Raw genomic sequence first — 26,377 nt, forward strand, 5'->3', positions numbered from 1 at the left:
ATTATTTAACGCTTGGTTTCTCTTTGTATTCGTCGCTGATGTTTACCCTTAAACGTTTCATTGGCGCAAGTTCTGATTCGTAAACGCGTTTCTCACCGTCACCGGCTGCTGTTTCAACATCCCTGATATCGCGTACCAAACGTTGTAAGCCTTGCGGTTCAACAGATGCCGCATGGTCAGATCCCCACATAGCGCGGTCAAGGGTAAAATGGCGTTCAACAAAGGTTGCGCCCATAGCTACCGCACCTACCGTAGTTGCCAAACCCGTTTCGTGACCCGAATAACCGATAGGGATGCCCGGATATTTATTTTCAAGCGTTTGGATCATTTTAAGGTTAAGCTCCTGCGGGGGGCATGGATAAGCCGAAGTAGAGTGAGCGATAAACAACGGATAGTTTTCATCAAAAGCATTGATATAATCCATCGTTGTTTCGATCTCTTTCATGGTAGACATGCCGGTTGAAAGCATTAAGGGCTTACCGGTTTCCAGGATACGCTGTATCAAAGCGAAATCAGTTAATGATGCCGATGCCAGTTTGTACAGGATGGTATCAAACTGCTCCATGAAATCAACTGAAGGGGCATCCCAGGCAGATACAAACCAATCGATACCTACTTTTTTACAATATTGGTCGATTGTCGCATATTCGGCTATACCAAATTCGGTTTTGCGTTTGTAGTCGATATAGGTAATACGGCCCCATGGGGTATCGCGCATAATTTCCCATTGATCGCGCGGCACGCAGATTTCAGGTGTACGTTTTTGGAACTTAACTGCATCAGCCTTGGCAGCTACGGCTTCATCAATTAATTTTTTGCAAATCTCAAGTGAACCGTTGTGGTTGATGCCAATCTCGGCAATGATATAGCTTGGCTGGCCTTTGCCAATCACGCGGCCGTTTTGAAGAGTAATAGTGCCGTTCCTGGTGCCTGATAAATATTTATCGCTTTTGGCTTCGATTATCAGCTCGGCAAACTCGCGGAAACAACCGTCGCCGCCGTTTAATGAACTTATAAAATCTACCTGACTTTTAACATGCGGCAAAGCGTCCGCAGGTGAGGCAGTGAGCCCGGCCAGTTTCATTACTTCCAGGTCGTTATAATCATCACCAATAAAGGCTACTTCATTGGCAGATATATTTAAGCGGCCGCAGATCTCTTTAAAAGCAGCAACTTTATCTTTTACGCCCAAATGCAATTCGGTAATGTGTAGTTTTTCAGCCCTTTTTATAAGCGATGGAGAATTCTCGCCGCTGATAATACCTGTATCTACACCGGCAACTTTGCGAAGGCGCTCAACACCCATGCCATCGCGCATGCTGAATTTTTTTAAAAGCTCGCCGTCCTGGTTATAGTATACACCGGCATCTGTTAAAACCCCATCATTGTCGGTTAGCAATAATTTAATGCCTGCCGCTTTTTGTTTCAAAATCTCGTTCATAATACTTGGTTTAAATTAAATAGCTGTCCATCCTCCGTCAACAACCAGGTTAGCGCCGGTCATATAAGCCGATGCCCCGCTGGCCAGAAATATAAGTGCGCCCTGGTAGTCTGACGCTTTGGCCATGCGGCCCAGTAATGTTTTTGCCGAATAGTTGCTGACAAAATCGTCCGTTTGCCCGTTCTCAACGCCGCCTGGCGACAGGGTATTTACCCGCACACCGGTGTGCCCCCAATAGGCAGCCAAAAAGCGGGTGAAGTTGATAATAGCCCCCTTGGTTACCGGGTAAGCAGCAGATTTATAAAAGGTTTGCCGGCCTCTCGCATCGCGGTAAATGCTTTGATCGGGACCAACCATACCATAGGTTGAAGCTATGTTGATAATGCTGCCGCTACGGTGCAGGGCCATTTGTGTGCCAAATACCTGCGAGCATAAAAAGACGCCGGTAATGTTTACATTCAATGATAGCTGAAAAGCCTCAAGCGGGTAGTTTTCAAATGCCGAAAGCTCTTTGGCCATGGCCGGGTCTTCAAACTTATCATTGATGGCGGCATTGTTCACCAGGATATCAACCGCGTCATATTTATCTAATACAGCGTTAAGACCGTCAATTAATGATTGTTTGCTGGTAACATCTACACCTATGCCCAGATGGTTATCGCCCAGTTGTTTGGCAAAAGACTGGGTTTCGTCGGCGTTAATATCTGCAACAACTACATTAGCCCCGGCTGCGGCCAGCGCTTCGCAATGTTTCCGGCCAATGAGGCCTAAAGCTCCGGTTACAACAGCGGTTTTTGTTTTTAGCGAAAACATGTCCATACTACTTAGGCAATGCTTTTAGGTTTAATGTTGTAATTGCTCACCTTGCGGAAAACCGCTTCCAGCACTTCGCCTTTTAAGTAGTTTTTAATGTTACCACTTTCAATAGCCTCTTTTACCAAAGGCAATACGTCGCGGTAGGCTGCAAGGGTATAATCAATATCTTCGGTGGTATGGCTGTAGCACATATTGTGGAACCCGGCCCAAAGCACGCCACGTTTTATCATTTCCTGTTGCATGAAAGTCTTTACTTCCAATCCGTTGCCGGCATCAGGCGTAAAGGTTACCATGCTGCGGCAGTTAAAGCCAACGCAGCGTGTGTACTTGTCAACACCCAGTTCAATGGCAAGGCTGTTATAACCATCTTTTAAGAGTGCGCCGTGCTCGTCAAGGTATTGTGGCACGTTTTTATCACGAAGCTCATTGATGGTAGCTATGCAGGCCGCTAATGACAAAGCCTCGCCGCCAAAGGTGGTGTAACTGAATACTTCGGAGTTGAAAAGCTCCATTACATCGGCCCTGCCTGTTAGCAATGCTATAGGCATGCCATTGGCGCATGCTTTTGAAAATACGGCTAAATCAGCTTTAACATTGAAATATTGCTGTGCACCGCCAACGGCTACGCGGAAGCCTGTCCACATTTCGTCAAAAATGAGCAGGGTGCCGTTGGCTTTGCATACTTCGGCCAATTCCTGCAGGTAACCTGGTTTTGGCGCTTCAAAAATGAATGGCTCTAATATTAAAGCGGCAACGGTTTCATCCAGGGCTGCTTTTACCGATTCAATGTCATTGTACTCAAAAGTATAGGTAAGGTCCTGGATAGCTTCCGGTACGCCTGAATTGCGGCTGGTGATACCAATGTACCAGTCATGCCAACCATGGTAGCCGCAGCAAAATACTTTATCGCGGCCGGTAAAAGCCCTTGCTACGCGGATAGCCGCCGAACAAACATCAGCGCCTGTTTTAGAGATCTTTACTGCTTCGGCATTAGGCACAACCTGTTGTACCAGTTCAGATAACTCAACCTCCAGCGGGTGCATCAATGAAAAAGTGATGCCATCATTAAGCTGCTCACGGATAGCCTCATCTACGGCCGGGTAAGCATAACCCAATGAAATTGGCCCGATGGCCGAGTTAAGGTCGATATATTCATTGCCGTCAGCATCCCATACATGTGATCCTTTACCTTTTACAAGGTATTTGGGCGCTGCACCTATGGTAAATTGCCCCGGACCTTTAGCAAGCGTTTGGGTAACCGGCTTTTGAACTTTTAAAGCGCGTTCATATAATTTATCAGATTCGCTGATATTTGGGAAATCGTTGTTAAGATCTATTTTATTAGCCATGATCAATATTTTTATTCTGAAAATTCAGGTGTTAAAATTTGTGGTTGATGGTGAGCCGTTTGATAGCCCAGTATTTTTTCGGCAATTTGCTTGCCTGTAAAACCTTCGTGCTCCAATACCGAAGGAAGCAATGTTGGCCTGAACCATTTTTCATTCAACGCCATGGGAAGCACGTTAGCCGTAGTGCGGTGTTTTAATAAAACCTCGGCTACGATGGTATAAAGGCCGCCGGTTAAAAAATGATCTTCAAGCGTAACCACCAGTTTGCTTTGTGCCGATGCTTTCAGTATAGCCTGCTCATCAACAGGTTTAAGGCTGCGCATATTGATCAAACCAACTGAAAGGCCTTCACTTTTCAGCATCTCAATTGCGATGAGCGCCTGCTCAAAAAGTAAGCCATAAGTTAAAATGGTTACATCGCTGCCTGCGGCTATTACTTCGGCTTTGCCCATGCTAAAAGGCTCATGGCTGTAGGTTGTTTTTCGTGTATTGATGCGGGTATAAGCCGGGCTTTTGCTCTCCCAGATCTGCGGCAGCATTTTTACCAGATCGTCCTCATCGGCAGGGGCAAACACGGTTACGTTAGGGATGCCGCGCATAATGGAGATATCTTCAATGGCCTGGTGGGTTGGACCGTTGCCATCCGATAAAAACCCTGGTATAAACGAGCTAAGCTTAACCGGTAAATTGGCTATGCCAACATCGGTGCGCACAAATTCAAAGGCGCGCATGGTTAAAAAGGCTGCAAGCGCGTGTACAACAGGGGTACGGCCACGCAGTGCCAAACCGGCAGCTGCACCAATCATGGTTTGTTCAGTAATACCGGTGTCAATAAAACGTTTGCCTAATATGCCGGGCAGGTTACGTACCAGCGCACGGTTTTCGGCGGTCATTACAATCACCTGCTCGTTGGCAAGGGCTGTTTGGGTTAAAAGTTCTTCGTAACTCATCTTATCGCACAACTAAAGTTTCTGATGTTAATGTTGTATTGTGCTGACCATGCAGCTCTAATAAAAGCTGTTCAATCTCGTCTGCGTTGAAATTGCAAAACCACCTGTCGGCCCTTTCCTGGATACTTGGCAGGCCTTTGCCGCGCACGGTATCAGCAATAATTACATTGAGTTTTCCGGCCTGGAAAGGAAAAGCACCGAAAGCCTCATCAAGTTCGGCAAAGCTGTGGCCGTTTATTCTTTTAACAGCTGCGCCAAAGGCTTCAAACTTATCTGCGAGGGGCTCCAGCGGGATCAGATCTTCCGTGCGCATATTGGCCTGGAAATGGTTACGGTCAACCACGAAAAGCAGGTTATCCAATTGATAAGCATTAGCCACCAGCATGGCTTCCCAGCAGGTACCTTCGTTTAATTCACCGTCGCCTAAAATGCAAACCACTTTGTTGGTGCTTCCGCTAATCTTCAGGTCCATGGCAACACCGATAGCAACCGAAGGCAAATGGCCTAACGAGCCCGAGTGAAATTCGATACCCGGAATTTTGGTGTTTGGATGCCAGTAAATATGGTCATTAAGTAAAAGGTGATTTTTAAGGCGTTCTTTTTCCAGTAAACCCAGCTCGGCAAACGTGCCGTACAGGGCAGGCACGTCATGGCCTTTCGACAGAAAAAGATAATCACGGCCGGGGTCAGTAAGATTATCTTTATTGATGTTTAAAAAACTGCTATATAAATAAACGATCAGGTCGACAGCCGATAATGATGCCCCTGTAAAACATCCGCCGTCGGTAGACATGCGGATGATATGCTCTCTCACCTTCAGAGAAATGTCTGTTAAATCCTGGTAATTGTTGTTCTCCACTGTTATCATTCGCTTGTTATAATTCCTGTAAGTTTTTTGTGGGCGCCTGTTTGGTTTGATTAGGTAAAACTGTTTTTAGTTCATCTATATGATGCCTGTACCAGTTTACACCGGCGTATTGCGCATTAATATTGTAGATCTCGGGTTTTTGATGGAGCAGGTTGAGGATATCCTCACAAGAGAAGTGACTATCGGCTTGATATAATTCCCTGAATACGCGCTCTATAAAGTAATAATCTTCCGCATAATCAATCGTAAACCGGTGCGACATGGAATAATCCAAGCCGGCAGGCCAGCTCACGTTGCCGATCCTGAACAATTGCGGGTTTTCCCATATATAAGGGGTGGTATGCTCCAGCTCCAGTTCACGCCCTGCGTTTTCCCACGCCCTGGTGAGGCAGTTCATGGTCATTATTTCCACGTCGTTGCCATCGGGATAGGTAGCCGGGTGCAGGTTAGTTACAAAATCGAAAGCACCCTGATTGGCAAAAAAATAATCTAATACATGATCAACAATACGCGGGTCAATCAAGGGGCAATCAGACGGGATTTTTAATATGATATCGGCGTTATGAACTTTTGCGGCCTGGTAATGCCTGTCGAGCAAGTTGTTCAGGCTGCCGCGGTAATAGGGGATACCTATATTGACAGCTTCGTTTATAATAATATCATCATCCGGTGTTTCAGATGTGGCAATGATCACTTCGGCTTTATGACGGATCATTTTAAGCCGCTCAATCATTCGGGCAAGCAGGCTTTTGCCCAGTATGGGCAGCATTACCTTGCCCGGTAACCGGCTCGACGCCATGCGGGCCTGTACTACTATTAAGATCTTTTCTTTCACGGTAAATTATTACCAGTTAGCTATTAGTTCTTCGGTTAATTGAGCCTCCGGTTTACCAGCCTGGTACTTATTCATAGCTGCCTGCGGATCAAAGCTTTCTTTATTACCATGATGGTTTAAATAGCCGCGGCAAATGGCTGCAATGTTTTTTGCCGATACGCCATTGTTCTGTACGGGGGCAAGGCGTTTTAATTCATCGACATCAAACAGGGAGTGCACTTTTTTACCTAAAGCAATGCCCGTATAAACCACAGTTGAATATTGGGTGATGAGCTCGCAGCAATTGGCTATCATATGGTTGGTATTGCCCTGCCGGTATACCAATGTGCCCGCCGGGGTATTGGAGCGGATCTCCCTTTCGGCCCTGTCAAAATTTTCATTTGGGTGAAGTTTGAACAGCAATGGCCTGCCGTTGGCAATTTTTACGGCTTTTTTAATGAAAGCTATCCGGTTTTCAATGCGGAAGGTTTCGCGCATATCGGTTGTGGCTACCATCACATAATTATGATGCGGGAAATCATTATTTACATGCTGTACAAGGTTGTCATAGTTTGGCATGCCGGTAACTACAATTTTCCGTTCTTCGGTGCCTTTGCCCATGAAGTATTGTTTATATCCTTCTGATGCCGCGCAGTAAACGTCGCATATGTTCGATGATCCGTTTAAAGAGGTGTTACCGCATAGCGTAGGGGGAAGCTTAAGCCCTTTTACAACACTGCTCCAGGGAGTGTAACGGTCAATCATACCTTCCTGCACCCAAATGGTTTTGGTGTTAAGCATGCGCTGGGGCACAATCAGGTCGGTGCAAAATACAACAAGGTCGTATTTGTTTTTCTTTGCCCCAAAATCTATCTGTAAGGCATTTTTTTGAAGATAGTCTTCCGAAATGAGCCTGAATTTGGTAGAAAGCACTGTGCCACTAAGCAGCGTACTTTTATTAATAATAGTGTTTAGTGTTGGGTTATCAGTAAACAACTGGCTAAACCAGCAATCAAATTCAGGCAGCTCATTAGCTATCTGGTGCATTTGCGTGGTTTGGTTAATTGAACCGGTAATGAATAGTATTTTCTTCATCCTTTTATTTCAATCAGCAATTGCGGTTAGATTCAATGATTAATAATTTTATCATTTTAATTTTAAATTACGAGGCTTAGCAAAGGGCAAAGCCTGATAATTTGATAAATGTAGGGGGGCTATTTTTAGATAATGCGAAGTCTGCGTTATCAAATCATTAAGCCGGATGTTGGAGTGTATTATTTATTAACAAATAATGTATGTTGTTAATAAAGTGCAGGTGTTGATTGGGTTAACCTGTTTAATATAAGTTCGTTGGAGGGCTTTAATTCTGCTTGTATATAATAGTGTTTTTAAACCATAACCTTAAATATAATAAGGATGGCAGTGACAAACAGAACGATCATCCCGCCGAGAAAGAAATAATCGGCCGATGTTTCAAGATGACCACCAGGCTTGATATTGCCCCGGATAGAAAGAAACGAAAGGATGCAGCTCAGCATAAAGAAAACCAGTGCTATAGTTACTGTTTCATCGATATAAGTCCGTTCGGAAAGTTTCAGGAATTTTAATGAGGTAAGCACCACAAAACATAAGCCCAGTAAATTTGATGCTGCGTTAAGGATATTCGGCGATTTATCGTTGCTTGACATAATATCAATAGGTACCAGGTATAAAACTAATAAAATCTGTCACAACGGAAGTTAATAAGGAGAAAATGTTTAATGGTCAATATCAACCAAGTAATAACATAAGTATTGCCCCGATGTGTAAAATAATTACGGATTGATTATTTTTATCGAAATATTAAGATCCCGATAGCAAACGATTAAGATCTGCAGCATAACAGTCATGTTATTTACGGTTATTTAGATTAATAACGATATATCGTCACTTTTTTTGTGTTGATTTTTTGTTAAATTTCTGTAATGCAGATAGTTGTATGTTTGGTACGCATGTTGCCTGCTATTTATATTATTTAAGCCCCTACATCTAAACACATTACCTCATGACAAAAAAAATACTCGCTTTTTTATTCCTCGCAGGCTCGGCGGTGTATGCAAATGCCCAGGCCATTGCACCATCGGCCTGGCAAAAGTTTCCGGATAGCACCGTTGTAAGTGTCCACGCCTCATATGATGATGTAACCGGAATTCACCGTTGGTTGTTTGGTGAAAACTATCGGAAAGACTGGGCGATGAAAGTTAAGCTGCCGGTAATCCGGTTATCGCAAATAAACGGTGGACTGACCCCTATAAAGCAAGGCGGCGGTATGGAATCAAAGTCGTTACGGCTGGAAGATAAAACCGGCCGCGAATGGGTATTGCGCAGCGTTGAAAAGGTACCTGATAAGTTGCTCCCGCCAAATTTGCAGGGCACTTTCGCAGTTGATTGGGTTGGCGATGAATTTAGCGGTCAGCATCCATACTCTGCCCTGATAGTGCCTCCGCTGGCTGAAGCTGCACACGTACCGCATGCCAACCCAATTATAGGTGTTGTGGCCGAAGACCCGGCTCTTGGGCAATACAGCAAATTATTTATAGGTACGGTGTGTTTGATAGAGGAACGGGAGCCCATAGGCTCGTCAGATAATACCCTTAAAATGCAGGGACAACTGCTTAAAAGCTATGACAACAGGTTGGATGGGGAAGGGTTTTTACGCGCCCGTATGCTTGATCTTTTAATGGGCGATTGGGACAGGCACGAAGACCAATGGCGTTGGGCTGATACTAAAAATGGGAAGGGAAAAACCTATATGGCCGTACCGCGTGACCGTGACCAGGTATTTCACGTTACGCAAGGCGTGTTTCCAAGTATTGCAGCCTTGCCCTGGATAGATCCCTTACTGGAAGATTTTACAGCGGACATTCCGCGGGTGAAATACTCTCTTTTTAAAACGCGCTTTATGAAGGAGTATCCTGATGCGCAAATAAGCTATGAACGATGGATGCAAATTGCCGATGAGTTTGTTAAAGCCGAAACTGATGCAGTGCTTGAAGAGAGTTTAAAACGCCTGCCCGCAGAAAGCTATAAATTGAGGCATGATGACCTGATAGCAAAGCTTAAAAAACGCCGGGACAACATTCCGGCAGCAATGAGCGAGTATTATAAGTTCAGCAATAGGATAGTGGATGTCCGCACCACTGATAAAAATGAGCTGATCACTATTTCAGATGCCCCGGATAAGGCTACAAGGATAACCATAGATAAGCTAAATAAGGAGGGAGAAACCAAAAACCGCTTTATGGATATGGTTTACAAGCCTGAAATTACAAAGGAGATCAGGCTGTATGTTTCGGCCGGCGATGATCAGGTTGTAATCAATAATGGTAGTTCGCCAATAAAATTAAGAATTGTAGACAGTGTTGGTAATAAAACTGTTGATGTTAAACAGGCCAATCGTAAGGTGCAGTTTTACGGGCGCAAAGACAGTATAACTTTTACCGGCAATACAGGCAGGCTGAGCAAGCACTTATCTAACGATACATTAAATACGCAATTCCTGCCTACTAATTTATATAATGTATGGATGCCCCTGGCTACTGCCGGTTTAAATAAAGATGATGGATTTTTATTAGGACTGGGTTTTAAATATACGGGACATGATGGCTTCCGTAAACTGCCATATTCAACCTTGCAGCAGGTAATGATAACCCATTCATTTGCCACCGATGCATTCAGGATCAAATATAATGGCGAATGGACAGATGCTTTTGGTAAAGCTGATTTTACTATGCAGGCCAATATTCAATCGCCCGATAATACGGTAAACTTTTTTGGTTTGGGTAATGAAAGTGTACTGAACAAATTTGAAGGTTACCGGAGATTTTACCGTACCCGATATGATATTTACCAGTTTGACCCGGCTTTACGCTGGCATACCGGCAAAAACAGCGATATCAGTGTTGGCCCTTCGTTCCAGTTTTATCACCTTGATCTTGCTGACAATGCCGGGCGTTTTATTAATCAAACATCACTCATTAACTCCTATGATAGTTTATCGGTAGGAAAAGATAAAGCTCATCTTGGCGCCTTGATAAATTATACAACAAACCGGCGCGACAATAATATACTGCCTAAAAGCGGGTTTTATTTTACTGTTACAGCACAGGGATATACAGGCCTTAACAGTTATTCAAAATCATTTGTACAAATAAAGCCTGAGTTTACTTACTACCAAAAACTAACTCCGGAGGGTGCCATCGTATTATCTGACCGCGTTGGCGGTGGTGTAAGCTTTGGTAAGCCTGCTTTTTACCAGTCAATGTTTTTGGGCGGACAGGGCAACCTGTTGGGGTACTTGCAAAACCGTTTTGCAGGCAAGCATATGGTGTTCAATAATTTGCAGGCAAGGGTTAAACTTGCCGATATAGCCAGTTATATTTTGCCGGGCCAGTTAGGTTTGGTAGGCTTTTATGATGCAGGCCGTGTTTGGATAGATGATGAGCATTCAGATAAGTGGCATACCGGCACCGGCGGCGGGTTATATTTTGCGCCGGCAAGTTTAACGGTATTGCAGTTGCTGGCCGGTCATTCAAGCGAAGGCTGGTACCCTTATATATCGCTTAACTTCAGGTTGTAATTAACCCTCGCGAAAATTGGTATAAAGTATGAAGAAAAGAGCCGGGGCCGGATCAGAAGGGCTTTGGCTCTTTTTTGTTATTATTTGATTTTGAGTAGATTAGATGAGTGGTATGCCAAATAGTATGAATGTTAAAAGAATTAAGGAATATTTAACATTAAGTCATAAAATTGGCCTGAAAAATATATTTCTTTATAATTCCTTATTCCTAAGTTGTTGATCTGAGAACCTTTTCTTAATGCCTCTGTAATAGTTTTGTTGCAAACTAACTGTATTGCAATGAAACAAAATTTACTTAAACTTTCACGATTGTTTATTCTTTTTGTGGTATGCATGCTTACTTATGGCAGCACATACGCGCAAAGTTTAACTATCAGAGGTATCGTATTAGACGAAACCAATCATCCTTTACCAGGCGTAAGTGTGCAGGTTAAAGGCACTACCATTGGCGCGGTAACTGGTACCGAAGGCCGCTTTACACTCGCTGCCGCTAAAGGCCAGGTGTTAACTTTTAAATTTATAGGTTATGTTCCCCAGGAAGTAACCATTAGCACTGAAACTAACATCTCCGTTCAGTTAAAATCCGATTCCAAAGCATTATCGGAAGTTGTTGTAACGGCTTATGGTGTAAAAAAAGAAGTTAGAAGACTTGGTTACACCGTTCAGGAAGTTAAAGGCCCGGAATTGGTTAAAGCACGTGAACCCAACCCTATTAACTCATTAGCAGGTAAAGTTGCAGGTTTAACAGTAGGTACAAACGCCGAATTATTAGGCCGCCCTGAAATTGTTTTACGTGGCAGCAAGGATTTACTTTTTGTGGTTGACGGCAGCCCGATCAACTCGGATACCTGGAATATCAGCCCTGATGATATCGATACTTATACCGTATTAAAAGGCCCCAATGCTGCGGCATTGTATGGTTCAAGAGGTATAAATGGTGCAATTATCATCACCACTAAAAAAGGTACCAATGATAAAAAAGGCTGGGAAGTTAACATCAACAGCAGCACACTGTTTGAAGGCGGCTTAATTGCTGCGCCGGAAGCACAAACAGAATACGGTCGTGGTAACGCTTATCATTATGAGTACCAGGCAAAAGATAACAGCAACGTTTACGTACCTGCTGCCGATGCTTTATACGATAACGGTAACCGTTTAGGCGAATACGGTCCTCGTTTTGATGGCCAGCTGTTACGTCAGTACGATAGTCCTTACAACCCGGTTACTGGCGTACGCACACCTACACCATGGACAGCCCGCGGTAAAAATAACTTTGATAACTTCAGGCAAACTGGTCTTATTTCTACAAATAACTTAGCAGTTGCTGCCAGTGGCTCAAATTATAATACAAGGTTTTCCTATACCCACATGTATCAAAAGGGTATGTTTCCCAACACAAAGTTGAACTCTGATAACTTCAGCCTTAATGCCAGCTATAATATTACACCAAGGCTAACTATTGACGGAAGCATCAACTTCAATAAACAATATACTCCAAACATTCCTGATGTTAGCTATGGCCCTAACAGCTACATTTATATGTTTAAGGTTTACGGCTCGGCAGATTATGATGTACGTGACCTTGAAGATATTTATAAAGGCCCGATGGGTGTTCAGGACCTTGTACAATACGCACAGGAATATGGCCGTTTGAATAACCCATGGTTCATGGCCAAAAAATGGCTGCGTGGTCATGACAAAACTGACATTTACGCTTATTTACGTTTAAATTATAAAATTACGTCAGACTTGAATTTGAGCTTACGCTCACAGGTATCAACCTGGAACCAGCAAAGAACAGAACAGGTACCTTCATCAGCTAACTTAAATGCTTATACCTCATGGTATAAATTTGGCTGGTATGGTGACTATCGTGAAGACGACCGTAAGTTGTTTGAAAACAATACCGACTTACAATTAAACTATAACAAAACCTTTGGTAAATGGTCAGTAAGCGGTTTAGTAGGTGCTAACTCACGTTCATTTACTTATAATTCATTCTACGGCACTACACGTGCTTTGGCTTTACCTAACGTGTATGTGTTGTCAAACTCAGTACAGGCACCGCTTTCATATACCTGGGACTCAAAAATGCAGGTTTATAGCGGTTACTACTCATTTGATATCGGTTTTGACAAATATTTTAATATTAATACAACGGGTCGCCTCGATAAATTGTCGACATTTCCAAGTAACAAGCCTCCTTTCTTTTATCCTTCAGCTTCAATCTCTTCAGCTATATCCGATTATGTGAAATTGCCAGAAGTGATCAGCTTCCTGAAAGTAAGGGCTTCGGTTGCCGATATTAAAAGCGGTTTAACACAATCAACAGTTGGTACTGCTTATAAACAAGTTACCGGTATCACTACCAGTACGTTATTAAATTACGGTACTGAGTTATACAGCTCATATGATGGCCCAAGCTACACCAACCAGGATGCGGCATCATATTCAACTTTATATAATAACCAGGCTTCGGTTACTTATTCAAATACCAAGGCTAACTCAAGTCTTAACCCATTCAACCGGGTATCTTATGAGGGTGGTGTGGACATCAAATTCCTTAACAATCGTTTAGGTTTGGATGTAACTTACTTTGATACTCAAAACGGTCCGCAGATCTATCAATTCCCGATTGCGCCTTCAACTACTTTCTCTACTTATAACCAAAATGCGGTTACCACGAAAAGAGCTGGCTGGGAATTATCATTAACCGGTTCGCCTATCCGCAACAAAGACGGATTTTCATGGGATGTAAATATTAACTACTCTACCTTTAAAGAAACATTATCAAAAATTGGTTATGGATCAAGCAACACCATAGCTTTGGGAAGCGGCAACCACAACTATGCAGTTGGCGATAGAGTTGATGAAGTATATGGTACTAAATATTTAAGAGATGGTAACGGCAATATTGTATATGATGCAAGCGGCGTGTTGCTGAAAGCATCGGGCTCAAACAGCCAATTATACGGATCATTAGGCCATTTAAACCCTGACTTTACATTTGGTATCAATAACAGGTTTTCATATAAAAATTTCACATTCAGTTTCCAGGTTGACGGCCGTATTGGTGGTGTTATTTACGATTATAACTTCTATGCAACCAGGCAGGGTGGTACCGACCTTTCAACCGTTCAGGGTGTGATTGGTGCAGCACGTTTGGCCGAGTGGAATTCAACCAAAGTTGGTACACAAGCGCCTACCCCTTCGTTGTTAGGTAACGAAAGCGGTGCCGGTGTTAAAATTGTTAGCGGTACACCTAAATTTCAAAATGGTGTTATCTCAAACTTAAGCGAGCTTACCTTCGCTCCAAACACAACACCTATTACGGTTCAAAGCTATTTGAATGGTAACGTTAAATCTATTGATGAGCAATACATGATCAGCAGGTCATTTGCCAAATTACGTGAGGTGACTATTGGTTATAATTTCCCTTCAAAGTTTTTAAAGGGTAGCTTGATTAAAGCAGCTTCGATATCATTAGTCGGCAGAAACCTGTTGTATTTCGCAGCACGTAAAGATTTCGATATCGATCAGTATGCTTCGGGTTATAACTCAACCGATAACACAACGGGAGGTGCTGCGGCAAACGGTGCGCTGCAAAGCACAACAGCCCGCAGATACGGGTTTAACCTTAACGTAACATTCTAAAAATATTTTATAAAACATATTTATAAAGATGAAAGCTTTAAAATTAATCACAGCGACGTTTGTTTTGGCGATGTCAATAACAGGTTGTCAAAAGGGGAACCTTAACTCAAACCCGAATGCTATTAATGCAAACTCGGTGATCCCGGTTTCATTAATAGTGAACCACCTTACGGCTATATTGATCAGGTCGGAAGAGATGCCATTTGGCGATGTAAACAAATCAAACCAGTTCCAGGTTTCTAACTATGCAAAATATTGGGGTACTAATGAAGATACCTGGTCATACAGCGCACATAGCTACGAAATATTGAAATATGCAATCCAACTGGAAGTACAGGCAAAAGCACAGTTAGGTAACACCACCAATAAGTATTATGCGATGTCAAAATTCTTCCGGGCATATTCAGCCATCTGGCTGGCGCAAAGGGTAGGTGATATCCCAATGACCCAGGCAGGTGATATCAATTTTCTTACCCCGGCTTTTGATACTCAGCACGATGTTTACAAAAACTCTTTGAAGCTGCTGGATGACGCCAATACTATCTTAGCTACTGCAGGTTCTCCGACTACAGTTTTTGATAGCGGAGATATTTTTGGATTAACCAACCTCCAGTGGCAAAAAGTGATCAATAGCTACAGGTTAAGGATATTGATAAGCTTAAGTAAAAGGGCCGATGATAATGCAGATTTGAACGTCAAGCAACAATTTGCTGCTATTGTTGGTAGTGCTGCTACGTATCCGATAATGACAGGTAACAGCGACAATCTTGTTTATAAATTCAATGCAACCAATTTATACCCGATTTTTGCAACCGGCAGCAACTCATACAATAACTTCATGAACGTGGGTAAACCGGTATTGGATATCACCACTTCTACCAAAGACCCGCGTACCTATTTAATGGCTACACCTGTTACTACTACCAATGTTGCTGATTTTTCGAACTATTTAGGTGCTGATCCGGGTACTTCACTGGCAACTTTGCAAAATGAGGCAGCAACAGGTAAATATTCATTCTTTAATGCTCAACGTTATTTAGGTAATGCATCAGGTGCTACGGCTGAACCTTTCATTTTTATCGGTTACCCTGAAATGGCCTTCAACATAGCCGAAGGTATTAACCGTGGCTGGGCATCAACGCTTTCAGCAGCTGATGCCAAAGCCTGGTATGATAAAGGTATTGCCGCTTCTTTCAGCAACTTTGGTTTAAGTGTTACCTCAAACTCAACCGTTACCATATCTGATGTAGGAGGCAAAAGCCTTGGCACCGTAACTACAGATAATGCAACATTTTTAGCTAATGTAAGCTATAACTTAGGTTCATCTACAGCTGCTCTTGCCCAAATTTTACAACAGAAATATGTTGCATTTTTCATGAACTCGGGCTGGGAAGCATACTTTAACCACCGCCGTACCAACTTACCTGCATTAAGTGAAGGGGGTACTGGCTTAGGCACAGCCGGTGGTAAATTGCCGCGCCGTTGGCTGTATCCTTTAGATGAGATCAACTCAAACAATGCTAATTATCAAAAAGCGATAGCCAGTCAGTTTGGTGGCACTGAAGATGTATTTAAAGATACCTGGTTAACCAAATAATCTAATCTTACCATAATACTTAAACTAAAATTTAACAGGGGCGCTTCAAGGTGCTCCTGTTTTATAATTTAAAACGAATATGAAAAAAGTACAGTTATTATTTGTTGCTGTTTGCCTTGCCGGCAGCGTTAATGCCCAGATTGCCGATAGCGCCAAACGCAAAGTGGAATTACAGGGCGCTGTAAACTTCAGGGACCTGGGTGGGTATGCCACTAAAGACGGCCATCATGTAAAATGGGGCAAGGTTTACCGCAGCGCTGATATGAGTAAGCTTACAGACCAGGACATGGCTGTACTGGCTGAACGCAAGATTACATATGATGTGGATTTACGTGGCACAGAGGAATCAAAAAAGGCGCCTGATCGCTTAAATCCAAATACCGATTATATTTTATGCCCTGCCGGAAGTGATAATGTAGGCAACATGATGCAAAGCTTTAAAGGCAAAACGCGCGGTGATTCAGTTATGGAAGCGTATTACAGTAATACCACTTATCTTGCCGACCGTTATAAGCCATTTTTCGGTAAACTGCTCACTATGCCCGAAGATAAAAGCCTCGTATTTCATTGCACTGCAGGTAAAGACCGCACAGGTATCGGTGCTGCTTTATTGCTGTACAGTTTAGGTGTGCCTTATGAAACTATCATGAAGGATTACGAGGCATCAAACTATTATCGTGCTGCCGAAAATGAAAAAATGGCCAAACAAATGGTTCAGTACATGCAGATTAACGAAGGCGTTGCCAAAGATGTGGTTGCTGTTAAAAAGGAATACCTCGACGCCACTTTTGCCGCCATCAAAAAACAATATGGATCTGTTGATAACTACCTTAAAACCCAGGTAGGTTTAACTGATAAAGATATCAGGGAGCTTAAAGCCAGGTTTTTAGATTGAGCTAAAAAGGAAATTCTTTTTTTTACGAAGCCGGGGCGAGCAAGATTTGCTGATCCCGGCTTTTTTAATTCACCATCAATTGAAGATTAACAGGTAAAAAACGGACTTATAAATTCACTTGGGCAGCATAATATCGTAATGGAACCCAATGATAATCGATGTTAATCATTGATTAATTTTATTTATTTTAATTTCTTTATAATTAATTATCGTGTTATTTTTTGATGTGATATTTTATTTTGAAATAAAATTTCTAAAAAATTAATATTTGAATCTGTTTAAACCGAACAATTTGAACAATTACGCCGTATAAAACCTAACCTGATTTTTGTTACGGCGGTAGCAAAACTATTTTATTACCCTGGATATAAATGGTTTTGCAAATAGAAGCTTTAACAACCTCATCATTTTGTGGATTTGATTTGTAAGGCTTTGTGGAAGGTTCATGAATAACCGTTTATTTGTATTATTATTTCTGTTATTATCATTCAAAGCAAAAGCGCAAAACTGCACTTTGAGTGTTAATATCGCAGCGTCATCAACAACTATCTGCTCGGGCAGTTCGGTGGTATTAACAGCCACCGCTACCGTTGGTACTGCTCCTTATATTTATTTATGGAGTACCGGCGAAACAAGCCCTGCTATCAGCGTAAATAAATCAGGTACTTATAAGGTAACTGTTACTGATAAAACTGCCGGATGTAAGGGTGTTACAAAAAGTATAACTATTGCTGATGCTATTACACCGGCCGCTCCAACAGCTAAAAGCGTAGTAGTTTGTCAAAATAGCTCGGCAACGCTTACCGCCACAGGACCGGGCGGTGCTTATCAATGGTTTGATGCTGGTGGCAATTTTTTGGCAAGCTCAAATACTTTTACTACTCCGCCGGTAACATCGTCAACTACTTATTATGTACAAACCACAGTTGCCGGCTGTACAAGTCCCCGAACGGCAGTTGCGGTATATATAACCGGCAAGCCTGATGTTACAGGCGCAGCTGTGTGTGCGGGCGGGGTTGCCACGTTATTTGCAAGCGGCGGGCAAAGTTATAGCTGGTATGCATCGTCGGCCGGAGGGACTGTTTTGGGGACCGGGCCATCGTTTGTTACTCCGCCATTATCTAAAACTACCACTTATTATGTTGTTGCGGTAATTAATAGCTGTATCAGCATGCCCACAGCTGTTGTTGCTAAAGTTAATGCCCCGCCAGCTACCCCGGTAGCTTCAAATGTTAGTACCTGCTCGGGCTCAGTGGTAACTTTACATGCTGATGCGTCTGCTGGTTTTTTTCAATGGTTTGATGTGCCGGCAGGAGGTACCCCGCTTATTTCAAGTCCCGATTATACAACACCGGTATTAATTAGCAACAAAACTTATTATGTGCAAACAGTACTTAATGATTGCGTTAGCCCGCGTGTACCGGTTACTGTGTCTGTTAACCCGATGCCTGCGGCGCCGGCAGCTCAAACCACTGCCATTTGTTATAATTCAGCAGCTGCATTGACGGCTGCTGAAAATCATGCTGGTACATATGCCTGGTATGATGCCCCAACAGGCGGAAGATTATTAATGTCGGGCTTAAAATTTACTACGCCCGCGTTAACTAAAACAACTATATATTATATTGAAAATATTACACCGGCCGGCTGTAAAAGTGACCGTGCACCGGTAAAGGTAATTGTTAAGCCGTTTATAGCAGCCCCTGTAGCGGGGGGAGCTATGATCTGTTCAGGTTCAGTTGCTTCATTAACAGCAATATCTGCAATCAAAGGCACTTATCAGTGGTTTGATGCACCAACAGGTGGCAACCTTTTATCATCCCAGGCAAGCTATATAACTCCGGCATTAACGGCAAATACAACTTATTATGTGCAAACTACTCTTGACGGATGTACCAGTGCCAGGACAGCCGTACAGGTTACGGTTATCCCCCCGGTAACGGCTCCCCGGGTGCCTGCTACCTTTGTTTGTTACAACGGATCGGCTGTGCTTACTGCGACGGGAACCGGTACGGGTTTTACCTGGTATGATAGTGTCGCAGGAGGTACAATTTTATCGTCGGGCCCAACATATGTTACCCCCGGTTTAACTGCAGCAGCAACTTATTATGTTGAGAGTACATCAAATGGGTGTGTTAGTGCGCGTACTGCAGTTACTGTTAAGGTAAATCCGCAGCCATCGCCTCCAACTGCCCAAAATGTATCGGTATGCTCCGGTTCATCAGCTAAGATTACAGCTAAGGGCAATGGGGAAATCCTTTGGTTTGCTACTTCTGATTCCGGAAGCCCTTTGTATACCGGGAACACATTTAACACACCGGTTATGTCCGAAAAAACAACTTATTATATACAAAGCAGGGTTGGTGATTGCGTAAGCAATCGCGTGCCGGTAACGGTTTCAATCAATACTGCTGAAGAGGCGCAATTTGTTTATACGTCGGGTACTTATAGTCCTCAAAACCCTAACCCCAAACCTGTAATCAATAATCCAGCGGGCGGTACTTTCAGTGCATCGCCGGCAGGTTTGGTATTTGTTGATGTTCATACAGGTGAGATAAATGTTAAGGCAAGTACACCGGGTAAATATATCATTACCTTAACAGGGAATGGGCCATGTTCGCCAACCTATAGCGCCGGGGTTGAAATTGCTTCCATATTCAATTCAAAGTTTTCCTACGGAGGGCCGTTTTGCCAGTATGGAACCAACCCTAAGCCAACGTTTTCGGCAAGTGCAAGTGCGGGTACTTTTTCGGCATCGCCTTCTGGTTTAACTTTTGTGAGTACGGCAACCGGCGAAATTAATTTGAGTAAAACAACCCCGGGAACATATGAAGTTACCAATACCATTTATAACCCCGATGGAACTGTGGGCAGTGCAGTCGGCTCGGAGGTAACAATAGTGCCCGGTGCAAAGGTAGACGCAGGCCCTAATCAGACTATACAAACTGGCGAAGCCGCTCAGTTGGCAGGCAGCATAGGAGGTGTTAACGGCGGGAAATGGTCGGGCGGGTTAGGCAAGTTTGCTGAGGCTGCAGATCCGAATACTACATATACCCCGGCTGCCGGCGAAAAACAGGTAATACTTTCTTTAACCTCAAATGACCCGCCAGGCAATTGCGGACCCGGGAGTGACAGGGTTGTTATCAATATTGGTTCAGCTTTGCAGGCGCCAATAGTTTCCGGCACCGCTACATGCATGGGTAGTATAGCTACTGTATCGGCTACAGGCCCCGGCGGCATATACCGCTGGTATAGCGCGGCCGATAACGGTACGCTTTTATCAACCGGGCCTAATTTTATTACCCCGCCGCTCACTCAAACAACAACATATTATGTAAATACAACAGCCAATGGTATTACAAGCAGCATGACTGCGGTTACGGTATCTGTTAGTGAGCCGCCACCTGCTCCTGTAGTTAAAAGTGCGCCAGCCTGCGAAGGCAGCCATACTACATTAACTGCCAGCGGTTCAAAGGGTACATATCAATGGTATGATGCTCCGGTCGATGGCACTTTGCTTTCAATTAATGATACCTATGTAACGCCGGGTTTGATAGCCAATACCAGCTATTATGTGCAGGCTGTTGTTGATGGGTGTGTAAGTACGCGCACTAAGGTTGATATAATGGTTAACCCTCTGCCGGTTATCACCAGTGGTTCTGCCGATAATATATGCAGCAGTGTAGCCCAAAATTATTCAATAACAGCCGATTTGCCTGGTACTACCTTTTTATGGTCACGCGCGGCCGTGCAGGGGATTACCAAAGCCGCCGTTTCAGCTCAAACATCTGCCCAAATAACCGAAACGTTGGTTAGCACCAGAAGCGATCCTGTTGATGTTGCCTATTTAATAACACCCGTATCTGCTAAAGGTTGTTCAGGTATTCCATTCAGTTATGTGGTTACGGTTTATCCGTCGCCGCAGGTTACAAGTGTGCCAGCCGCTACGTTATGTAACAAGGCAACGGGTAATTATGCCGTCACTTTCAATGTTCCGGGCACTGGTTTCAGTTGGTCAAGGAGCGCGGTTCCGGGTGTCAGCAATCAGTCTGTATCAGGACAAATGGCCAGCATTATCCGCGAAGTATTATTTAATACTACTAATGCACCTGTTGATGTTACCTACGTATATAATTATAAAACCAGCAACTGTTCGGCGGTACCTTTCAAATGGGTAGTTACCGTAAATCCATCAGTTAATGTTACCAGTAAAGCATCAGATGCAGTCTGCAGCGGTGAGCCGCTTGGTTATGCCATAACTTCAAATGTCCCCTCGGCAACATTTACGTGGAGCAGGGCTGCTGTGGCCGGAATTAGTAATGCCGCAGTGGTGAATAAAACAGGCAATAAGATTGACGAGGCGTTGATTAACAAAGGAGCATCAACAGTAAATGTAACCTATATTATTACACCAACCGCTTTTGGGTGCGATGGGGCGCCTTTTGCTTATGTGGTAAAAGTTAAACCCGAAATACCGCTGCCAGATATGAGAACAAACTCACCCGTGTGCGTAAACAACATTATTAAACTGAATGTGCCGGCTACGCCGAATGCTGTTTATACATGGACAGGTCCTAATGGTTTTAAATCATCGTTACAAAATCCCGAAATTAAAAATGTTACCGAGGATATGGCCGGGACTTATTCCCTGTACGTTACGGTTAATGGCTGCAGCAGTCCGGTAGCTACTAAAGAAGTTGCGGTAAACAAACTGCCAACTTCTGACGCGGGTGAAAGTATACTGGCTTGTGTTACCGATCAGTATGTTCAGCTGGCCGGCAAGATAGGCGGAGGCACAAAGACTGGTGTATGGTCAAAGAAAGGTGCTAACCCTGGTCAGTTTTTACCATCTAATAATGAGCTAAATGCAAGATATGAGCCAACTGCTGAGGAAAAGGCCGCCGGGTCGGTGACGTTGGTATTGTCATCTACCAGTAAGGACAATTGTAGCATTGCCACTTCCGAAGTGACTATAACTTTTGGTAAAACATCTGGAACCAACGCCGGCACCGATCTGGAAGTTTGCGCAAAGCGTGACCCCATTAAGCTGGATGGAAATATTCTGATACCGGGCGGCGGCCAGTGGACAAGCTCCGGTACGGGTACACTGCTCTACGCAGAAAATGCCCAGGGAGCGGTATATATCCCTTCTGAAGAGGATGTGAAAAATCGCTCGGTAAGGCTTACGCTTACTGCAAACGCGCCGGGGCAATGTTATACAGCCAGCGATGATATGCTGATTAAGTTTATACCGCCGCCAACCGTTAATGCGGGCGGGATAAGATATGTGTTGAAAAACCATACAATTACCTTAACACCAACTATAAGCGATGACAAGGTTCAGTATTTATGGTTGCCCGATGCAGGCTTAAGTAATAACAAAATTAAAGAGCCGGTGGTTACGGGCGATGCAGATATTGCCTACACACTTTATGTTACAGACGTCCGGGGTTGTGTTAACCAAAGCCAAACGATTATTAAAGTATCGCCTGATATTACTGTGCCAAACACGTTTACACCCAACGGCGATGGATTTAATGATTATTGGGAGGTTAAAGGCTTAGTAGCTTATGAAAACTCAACGGTAGATGTATTCAATAGATATGGTGAACGGCTATATCATTCGATGGGTTATGGTATGCCCTGGGATGGTAATTTTAACGGGCGGCAGTTACCGGCAGGTACCTATTTTTATATTGTCGATCTTAAGATGGGCAAGCCGCCATTGTCGGGTTCGGTAACTATCCTGAGATAAACCGGCCGGAAGAAAAATCAGAAAAGTTGCAACGTTTTTTTAGGAAAAGCGTCATATACCTAAACACGCGATCATGAAAAAACTAATCTTCTCACTTATGGCTTCGTTCCTAACGGTTTCGATAGCCTTTAATGCTTCCGCGCAAACTGTAACCCGCAATGTATCCGGCTATAATGGTATTGCCTGTGGTGGCCCGTTTAACGTATTTATTAAAATTGATGGTACCGAAAGCCTAAAGCTTGATGTTGACGCCAATGTAGTTGATGATATTAAAACCGAAGTGGAAAACGGCATATTAAAAGTTGAATTTAAAGATCACTGGAAAAATCATCGCAATATGCAGCGTGCCAACATCTACATCACTGCCAAAAGCCTTGGATATCTTGCTAACAGCGGTTCAGGAAATGCAACTGTTGACGGTACAATGACTGCCGAAAATACCAAAATTGCGTTAAGTGGTTCGGGGAATATTAAAACTGCTGTTAAATCAGGTACTTTGGACCTCAAGATCAGCGGATCGGGCTCAATTGATGTGAAGGGCAGTACCGGTATGGCCGATTGCCGTATTTCAGGCTCGGGGGAGATCAACGGTAAATCATTAAGGACTGAAACGGTTGAAGCTTCAATTGCAGGTTCAGGGAATATTAACCTGATTGCCAGTAAAACAGTTTCAGCCCGTATTTCAGGATCGGGAAGTGTTGTATATTCAGGCACTGCTACAACAGGCGAAACCCGCTACGCAGGTTCGGGCAGGGTAAGCAAGATTGATTAAAAAACTGTTACGCTAAAATCTCAAAGAGACTGCTTCAGAGCGGTCTTTTTTTTGTTATTAGTGTAGCGAATTAAAGGTATGTATCGTAAGGGTAATTAAAACCTTCACTTTATGATTAAGCCTGTATTGATATTGGGAAAATTGGCCGCATGTCTCTTAATTGCAGCCTTGTTTTTTCTGAGCGCCTGCAAAAAGGACAAATCTCAGCAACCCGTCACCGCGAAAAACACATCCCTTTTTGGCCAATGGTATACTTCAATTAAAGATACCGAAAAAGGGCGTTATTTGATTTTTGCATCGGACAGCTCTTTTTTACTAACTGATGTAGAGTATAAAAATGGCAAGTCGACTGCTGTTATGTATACCGGGAAATTTCACACAAAAGAAAATAACCTGGTAGTTGTTATTGCTAAAAAAACAGTAAGTAAGGATAGTGATGTCATAAGCACTGAGCCTTCTGACGCTAAGTTTTATGTGAATTCAACCTTCACTGTTGATGATCATAAATTGACCTTGAGTTTTGCGGATGCCACCGGAGCTACTGTGAATAACACTTTTATGATGCTGTTACCTGATAAAGTTATTTGATTTAGTTTGTTGTTAAGCACTTTTAACCGGAGTGCTTTTCTGTTTTATGCTTTATCAATTTCGCCTGCTACCCGTTGCGCCGAGCGGATACATGACTCCATACCCCGGCTTAAATTATCGGCATAAGTGCCGGCGAAATAAATCCGCCCTTCGGGTTTCATGATCTGCGGCCAAAAACGATGCATCTGGCCTATAGGAAATGGTTCCATTTCGCAAGCCGGGGCAAATGCATCGCGTGTCCAGTCTTTGGTTAAGGCTTGCTCAATAGTGTCATGTTTGCCGGGGTAAACCTGTCTGAAAGCATCAAGCACCTGCTGCGGAGTAAGCCCGCCAGGGCCATAAGCTTTCAGGATCACTCTGTCACTGCCCACTTCGTTTGTTTCTTCCCATATTGATGATATAAATGGATGCTCAAAGTCCATGTTGATGCTTTTAAAGCCATCGTCGAGCCAAAATCGACTGCTTGCTTCAAATACGTAAAACGGGTGCGACGAATAGGTTGTGCGGTTAACTACATATTGTTTTTCGGGCGATAGGGGCGGCGACAGGAGGATGGTTTTAAAGATTGGCAGTGTAATACAGTTTACCAGGAAGTCGGCACTCATTCCCTGTTCTGCTTTACCATAAGGTTTGTATTTTACCGTTACACCGGTAGCTGCATGGCTAATGCCCGTGATCCGGTGGTTTAGCTTTATTCTTTTTCCCAGGCGTTTGGCAAAGGCAATAGGCAACTGTTCGTTGCCGCCTTTTAAATGATAAGTATCCCCCTCAGAAAGCGGAATACCGCGCGATTCCATAACATATGCCCTCCAGAGGTGATAAAGTGCCGAAGTACGCTGCCCGCCCAGGTAGGCAAGAGCCGCTGTAGATGCGCCTTCTTTTTTATACAATTCGCTAACGGGAATCTTATCAAACTCATCATATCCAACACCAAAAGGCTGGTATGGATCAGTGAATTTGCCGCTGTATTTTTTTAGGTAGAAGGAGCTTAGGGCATAAAACGGATTTTCGGTAAGGAATTTAATTTCCCGCTCATTAAAGCCCATTTTAGTTAGTACTGCAGGGTCTTTCATCATTTCGTCAGTATAAAATTTACCGCCAATCATGCGCAATCCATTGCGGTTAGGTGCCGCGTCTGATCCTTCGGCATGAGGATAAGGTAGGGAGGTCAGCTTAAATTCATCTGCATATTCAAAAAACTTTTCGTAACCGGGTTTGGTAATATGATCGGCCCCGTAATCGGCATATAAACCATCCGATAAACCATCTCTGCCCGTAAAAACATGACCGCCATACCGGCCATCGGCCTCAAGCACTGTTACATCATGGCCTGCTTTCATTAATTCATATGCGCAGCAAAGCCCTGTAATGCCCGCTCCGGCAACGATTACCTTTTTGCCGGAGGATGGTTGGGTATTATCAGCAGTTATAATTTGGGGAGACCCAGCTTGTTGAGCGCTTAATAATTTAGGGGCGAGAACAGTACCGGCGCCTGCCAGTAACGTGTGTTTAATGAATGATCGTCTTTTAATATCTTTCATTGCTGAGGAAGGATTTGATGCGGAATAGCTTTCAATAAATGTAATATTATTTCACTGTACCTGTAAGCCTTAAATAAATTTTGAATGCCAGTTTAACCAGGTGTAGAAGCATTGTAGCGAAAACAAAAAAGCCCACCCATATAAAACAGGCAGGCCCGAACAGTTAATATAATACATACCGGCAGATATCAATTTACATTGCCGGGGTAAACCCTTTGCGCTGGCTCTTTAGTTTAATTGCCTGGTATATTATAATTACAATAAATAATATCAGCATGATCAAAAGCCCCATTTTTACTACAGGAGAGTCAGGCCCTTCGGCCAATGGTTGTTCAACCGGAAGCCTGGTGAGTGTTTCAACTACGGCAGGTACTAATGAAAAAAATAAGGTAGCTGTCATGCCCAAGGTTTGTACATAATTTGCCTTGCTGCCAAAAATGCGCAGGGAGGGAGCATAGTAAACAACAGGCAGTAATATTAAAATAAGAAACGAAAGATTATGGGCACTGCTCAGGTGCCCGGTTTTCATAACCAGGAATGATGATAAACAGGCCAGCACGGTGAAAATACCATAAAGCCGGCCGTTTTTTGTTTTGGGGGCAATTTTCCCGTCCTGAAACAAGGCGATAAAACCAATGGCAACTCCCACAAGGCTTATCGCCGTATGAATAACTCCTAATGTTGATAAATGATTTGGCATAACAGTGATTTTTAAAGGT

17 protein-coding genes are annotated in these 26,377 nt (G+C 43.5%); 7 read left to right on the forward strand and 10 right to left on the reverse strand.

Features of this window, described 5'->3' with window-relative positions:
- Window position 1 precedes the first annotated feature (1 nt).
- From SNE26_RS05430 to SNE26_RS05465, 8 genes are all read right to left on the reverse strand, one after another.
- Window positions 2–1,441: an N-acetylneuraminate synthase family protein gene (locus tag SNE26_RS05430; RefSeq protein WP_321558348.1), complete on the reverse strand. Its 1,440-nt coding sequence runs from the start codon at window positions 1,439–1,441 to the stop codon at window positions 2–4.
- A 15-nt stretch (window positions 1,442–1,456) separates the two neighbouring features.
- Window positions 1,457–2,254: an SDR family oxidoreductase gene (locus tag SNE26_RS05435; RefSeq protein WP_321558349.1), complete on the reverse strand. Its 798-nt coding sequence runs from the start codon at window positions 2,252–2,254 to the stop codon at window positions 1,457–1,459.
- Window positions 2,255–2,265: 11 nt separating this feature from the next.
- Window positions 2,266–3,606 carry an aminotransferase class III-fold pyridoxal phosphate-dependent enzyme gene (locus SNE26_RS05440; RefSeq protein ID WP_321558350.1) on the reverse strand — a complete coding sequence of 447 codons (1,341 nt, stop codon included), beginning with the start codon at window positions 3,604–3,606 and terminating at the stop codon, window positions 2,266–2,268.
- An 11-nt stretch (window positions 3,607–3,617) separates the two neighbouring features.
- Window positions 3,618–4,556, reverse strand: coding sequence for a transketolase C-terminal domain-containing protein (locus tag SNE26_RS05445; protein WP_321558351.1), 939 nt, complete (start codon window positions 4,554–4,556; stop codon window positions 3,618–3,620).
- 1 nt (window position 4,557) lies between these two features.
- A complete protein-coding gene (locus SNE26_RS05450) occupies window positions 4,558–5,424 on the reverse strand; it encodes a 1-deoxy-D-xylulose-5-phosphate synthase N-terminal domain-containing protein (protein WP_321558352.1) in 867 nt (288 codons plus the stop codon).
- Window positions 5,425–5,431: 7 nt separating this feature from the next.
- On the reverse strand, window positions 5,432–6,259 hold the full coding sequence (locus SNE26_RS05455; RefSeq protein WP_321558353.1) for a glycosyltransferase family protein: 828 nt from the start codon (window positions 6,257–6,259) through the stop codon (window positions 5,432–5,434).
- Window positions 6,260–6,268: 9 nt separating this feature from the next.
- Complete coding sequence (locus tag SNE26_RS05460; protein ID WP_321558354.1) at window positions 6,269–7,333, reverse strand: hypothetical protein; 1,065 nt, start codon at window positions 7,331–7,333, stop codon at window positions 6,269–6,271.
- A gap of 293 nt (window positions 7,334–7,626) precedes the next feature.
- Window positions 7,627–7,926, reverse strand: coding sequence for a hypothetical protein (locus SNE26_RS05465; protein ID WP_321558355.1), 300 nt, complete (start codon window positions 7,924–7,926; stop codon window positions 7,627–7,629).
- 356 nt (window positions 7,927–8,282) lie between these two features.
- On the opposite strand from SNE26_RS05465, the gene SNE26_RS05470 reads away from it, so the two are divergent.
- The 7 genes from SNE26_RS05470 (at window position 8,283) to SNE26_RS05500 (ending at window position 24,117) form a co-directional block, all read left to right on the forward strand.
- Window positions 8,283–10,856: a BamA/TamA family outer membrane protein gene (locus SNE26_RS05470; protein WP_321558356.1), complete on the forward strand. Its 2,574-nt coding sequence runs from the start codon at window positions 8,283–8,285 to the stop codon at window positions 10,854–10,856.
- 279 nt (window positions 10,857–11,135) lie between these two features.
- Window positions 11,136–14,510 (forward strand): SusC/RagA family TonB-linked outer membrane protein, encoded by a 3,375-nt coding sequence (locus SNE26_RS05475; protein ID WP_321558357.1) that lies wholly within the window; start codon window positions 11,136–11,138, stop codon window positions 14,508–14,510.
- A gap of 28 nt (window positions 14,511–14,538) precedes the next feature.
- Window positions 14,539–16,107 carry a SusD/RagB family nutrient-binding outer membrane lipoprotein gene (locus SNE26_RS05480; protein WP_321558358.1) on the forward strand — a complete coding sequence of 523 codons (1,569 nt, stop codon included), beginning with the start codon at window positions 14,539–14,541 and terminating at the stop codon, window positions 16,105–16,107.
- A 79-nt stretch (window positions 16,108–16,186) separates the two neighbouring features.
- Window positions 16,187–17,002, forward strand: coding sequence for a tyrosine-protein phosphatase (locus tag SNE26_RS05485; protein ID WP_321558359.1), 816 nt, complete (start codon window positions 16,187–16,189; stop codon window positions 17,000–17,002).
- 514 nt (window positions 17,003–17,516) lie between these two features.
- Window positions 17,517–22,757 carry a PKD-like domain-containing protein gene (locus SNE26_RS05490; protein ID WP_321558360.1) on the forward strand — a complete coding sequence of 1,747 codons (5,241 nt, stop codon included), beginning with the start codon at window positions 17,517–17,519 and terminating at the stop codon, window positions 22,755–22,757.
- A 73-nt stretch (window positions 22,758–22,830) separates the two neighbouring features.
- Complete coding sequence (locus SNE26_RS05495; RefSeq protein ID WP_321558361.1) at window positions 22,831–23,529, forward strand: head GIN domain-containing protein; 699 nt, start codon at window positions 22,831–22,833, stop codon at window positions 23,527–23,529.
- A gap of 111 nt (window positions 23,530–23,640) precedes the next feature.
- Window positions 23,641–24,117, forward strand: coding sequence for a hypothetical protein (locus SNE26_RS05500; RefSeq protein ID WP_321558362.1), 477 nt, complete (start codon window positions 23,641–23,643; stop codon window positions 24,115–24,117).
- Between the two features lie 44 nt (window positions 24,118–24,161).
- Here SNE26_RS05500 and SNE26_RS05505 read toward each other — a convergent pair whose 3' ends face one another.
- Both SNE26_RS05505 and SNE26_RS05510 read right to left on the reverse strand, forming a co-directional pair.
- Complete coding sequence (locus SNE26_RS05505) at window positions 24,162–25,658, reverse strand: NAD(P)/FAD-dependent oxidoreductase (protein WP_321558363.1); 1,497 nt, start codon at window positions 25,656–25,658, stop codon at window positions 24,162–24,164.
- 193 nt (window positions 25,659–25,851) lie between these two features.
- Complete coding sequence (locus SNE26_RS05510) at window positions 25,852–26,358, reverse strand: hypothetical protein (protein ID WP_321558364.1); 507 nt, start codon at window positions 26,356–26,358, stop codon at window positions 25,852–25,854.
- Window positions 26,359–26,377: the final 19 nt, after the last annotated feature.

It is taken from the genome of Mucilaginibacter sp. cycad4 (assembly GCF_034263275.1).
Taxonomy (GTDB): domain Bacteria; phylum Bacteroidota; class Bacteroidia; order Sphingobacteriales; family Sphingobacteriaceae; genus Mucilaginibacter.

Coding starts and splice junctions, on each gene's coding strand:
- SNE26_RS05430 (WP_321558348.1), bottom strand. CDS start 1,441: ATGAACGAGATTTTGAAACAAAAAGCGGCAGGCATTAAATTATTGCTA.
- SNE26_RS05435 (WP_321558349.1), bottom strand. CDS start 2,254: ATGTTTTCGCTAAAAACAAAAACCGCTGTTGTAACCGGAGCTTTAGGC.
- SNE26_RS05440 (WP_321558350.1), bottom strand. CDS start 3,606: ATGGCTAATAAAATAGATCTTAACAACGATTTCCCAAATATCAGCGAA.
- SNE26_RS05445 (WP_321558351.1), bottom strand. CDS start 4,556: ATGAGTTACGAAGAACTTTTAACCCAAACAGCCCTTGCCAACGAGCAG.
- SNE26_RS05450 (WP_321558352.1), bottom strand. CDS start 5,424: ATGATAACAGTGGAGAACAACAATTACCAGGATTTAACAGACATTTCT.
- SNE26_RS05460 (WP_321558354.1), bottom strand. CDS start 7,333: ATGAAGAAAATACTATTCATTACCGGTTCAATTAACCAAACCACGCAA.
- SNE26_RS05465 (WP_321558355.1), bottom strand. CDS start 7,926: ATGTCAAGCAACGATAAATCGCCGAATATCCTTAACGCAGCATCAAAT.
- SNE26_RS05470 (WP_321558356.1), top strand. CDS start 8,283: ATGACAAAAAAAATACTCGCTTTTTTATTCCTCGCAGGCTCGGCGGTG.
- SNE26_RS05475 (WP_321558357.1), top strand. CDS start 11,136: ATGAAACAAAATTTACTTAAACTTTCACGATTGTTTATTCTTTTTGTG.
- SNE26_RS05480 (WP_321558358.1), top strand. CDS start 14,539: ATGAAAGCTTTAAAATTAATCACAGCGACGTTTGTTTTGGCGATGTCA.
- SNE26_RS05485 (WP_321558359.1), top strand. CDS start 16,187: ATGAAAAAAGTACAGTTATTATTTGTTGCTGTTTGCCTTGCCGGCAGC.
- SNE26_RS05495 (WP_321558361.1), top strand. CDS start 22,831: ATGAAAAAACTAATCTTCTCACTTATGGCTTCGTTCCTAACGGTTTCG.
- SNE26_RS05500 (WP_321558362.1), top strand. CDS start 23,641: ATGATTAAGCCTGTATTGATATTGGGAAAATTGGCCGCATGTCTCTTA.
- SNE26_RS05505 (WP_321558363.1), bottom strand. CDS start 25,658: ATGAAAGATATTAAAAGACGATCATTCATTAAACACACGTTACTGGCA.
- SNE26_RS05510 (WP_321558364.1), bottom strand. CDS start 26,358: ATGCCAAATCATTTATCAACATTAGGAGTTATTCATACGGCGATAAGC.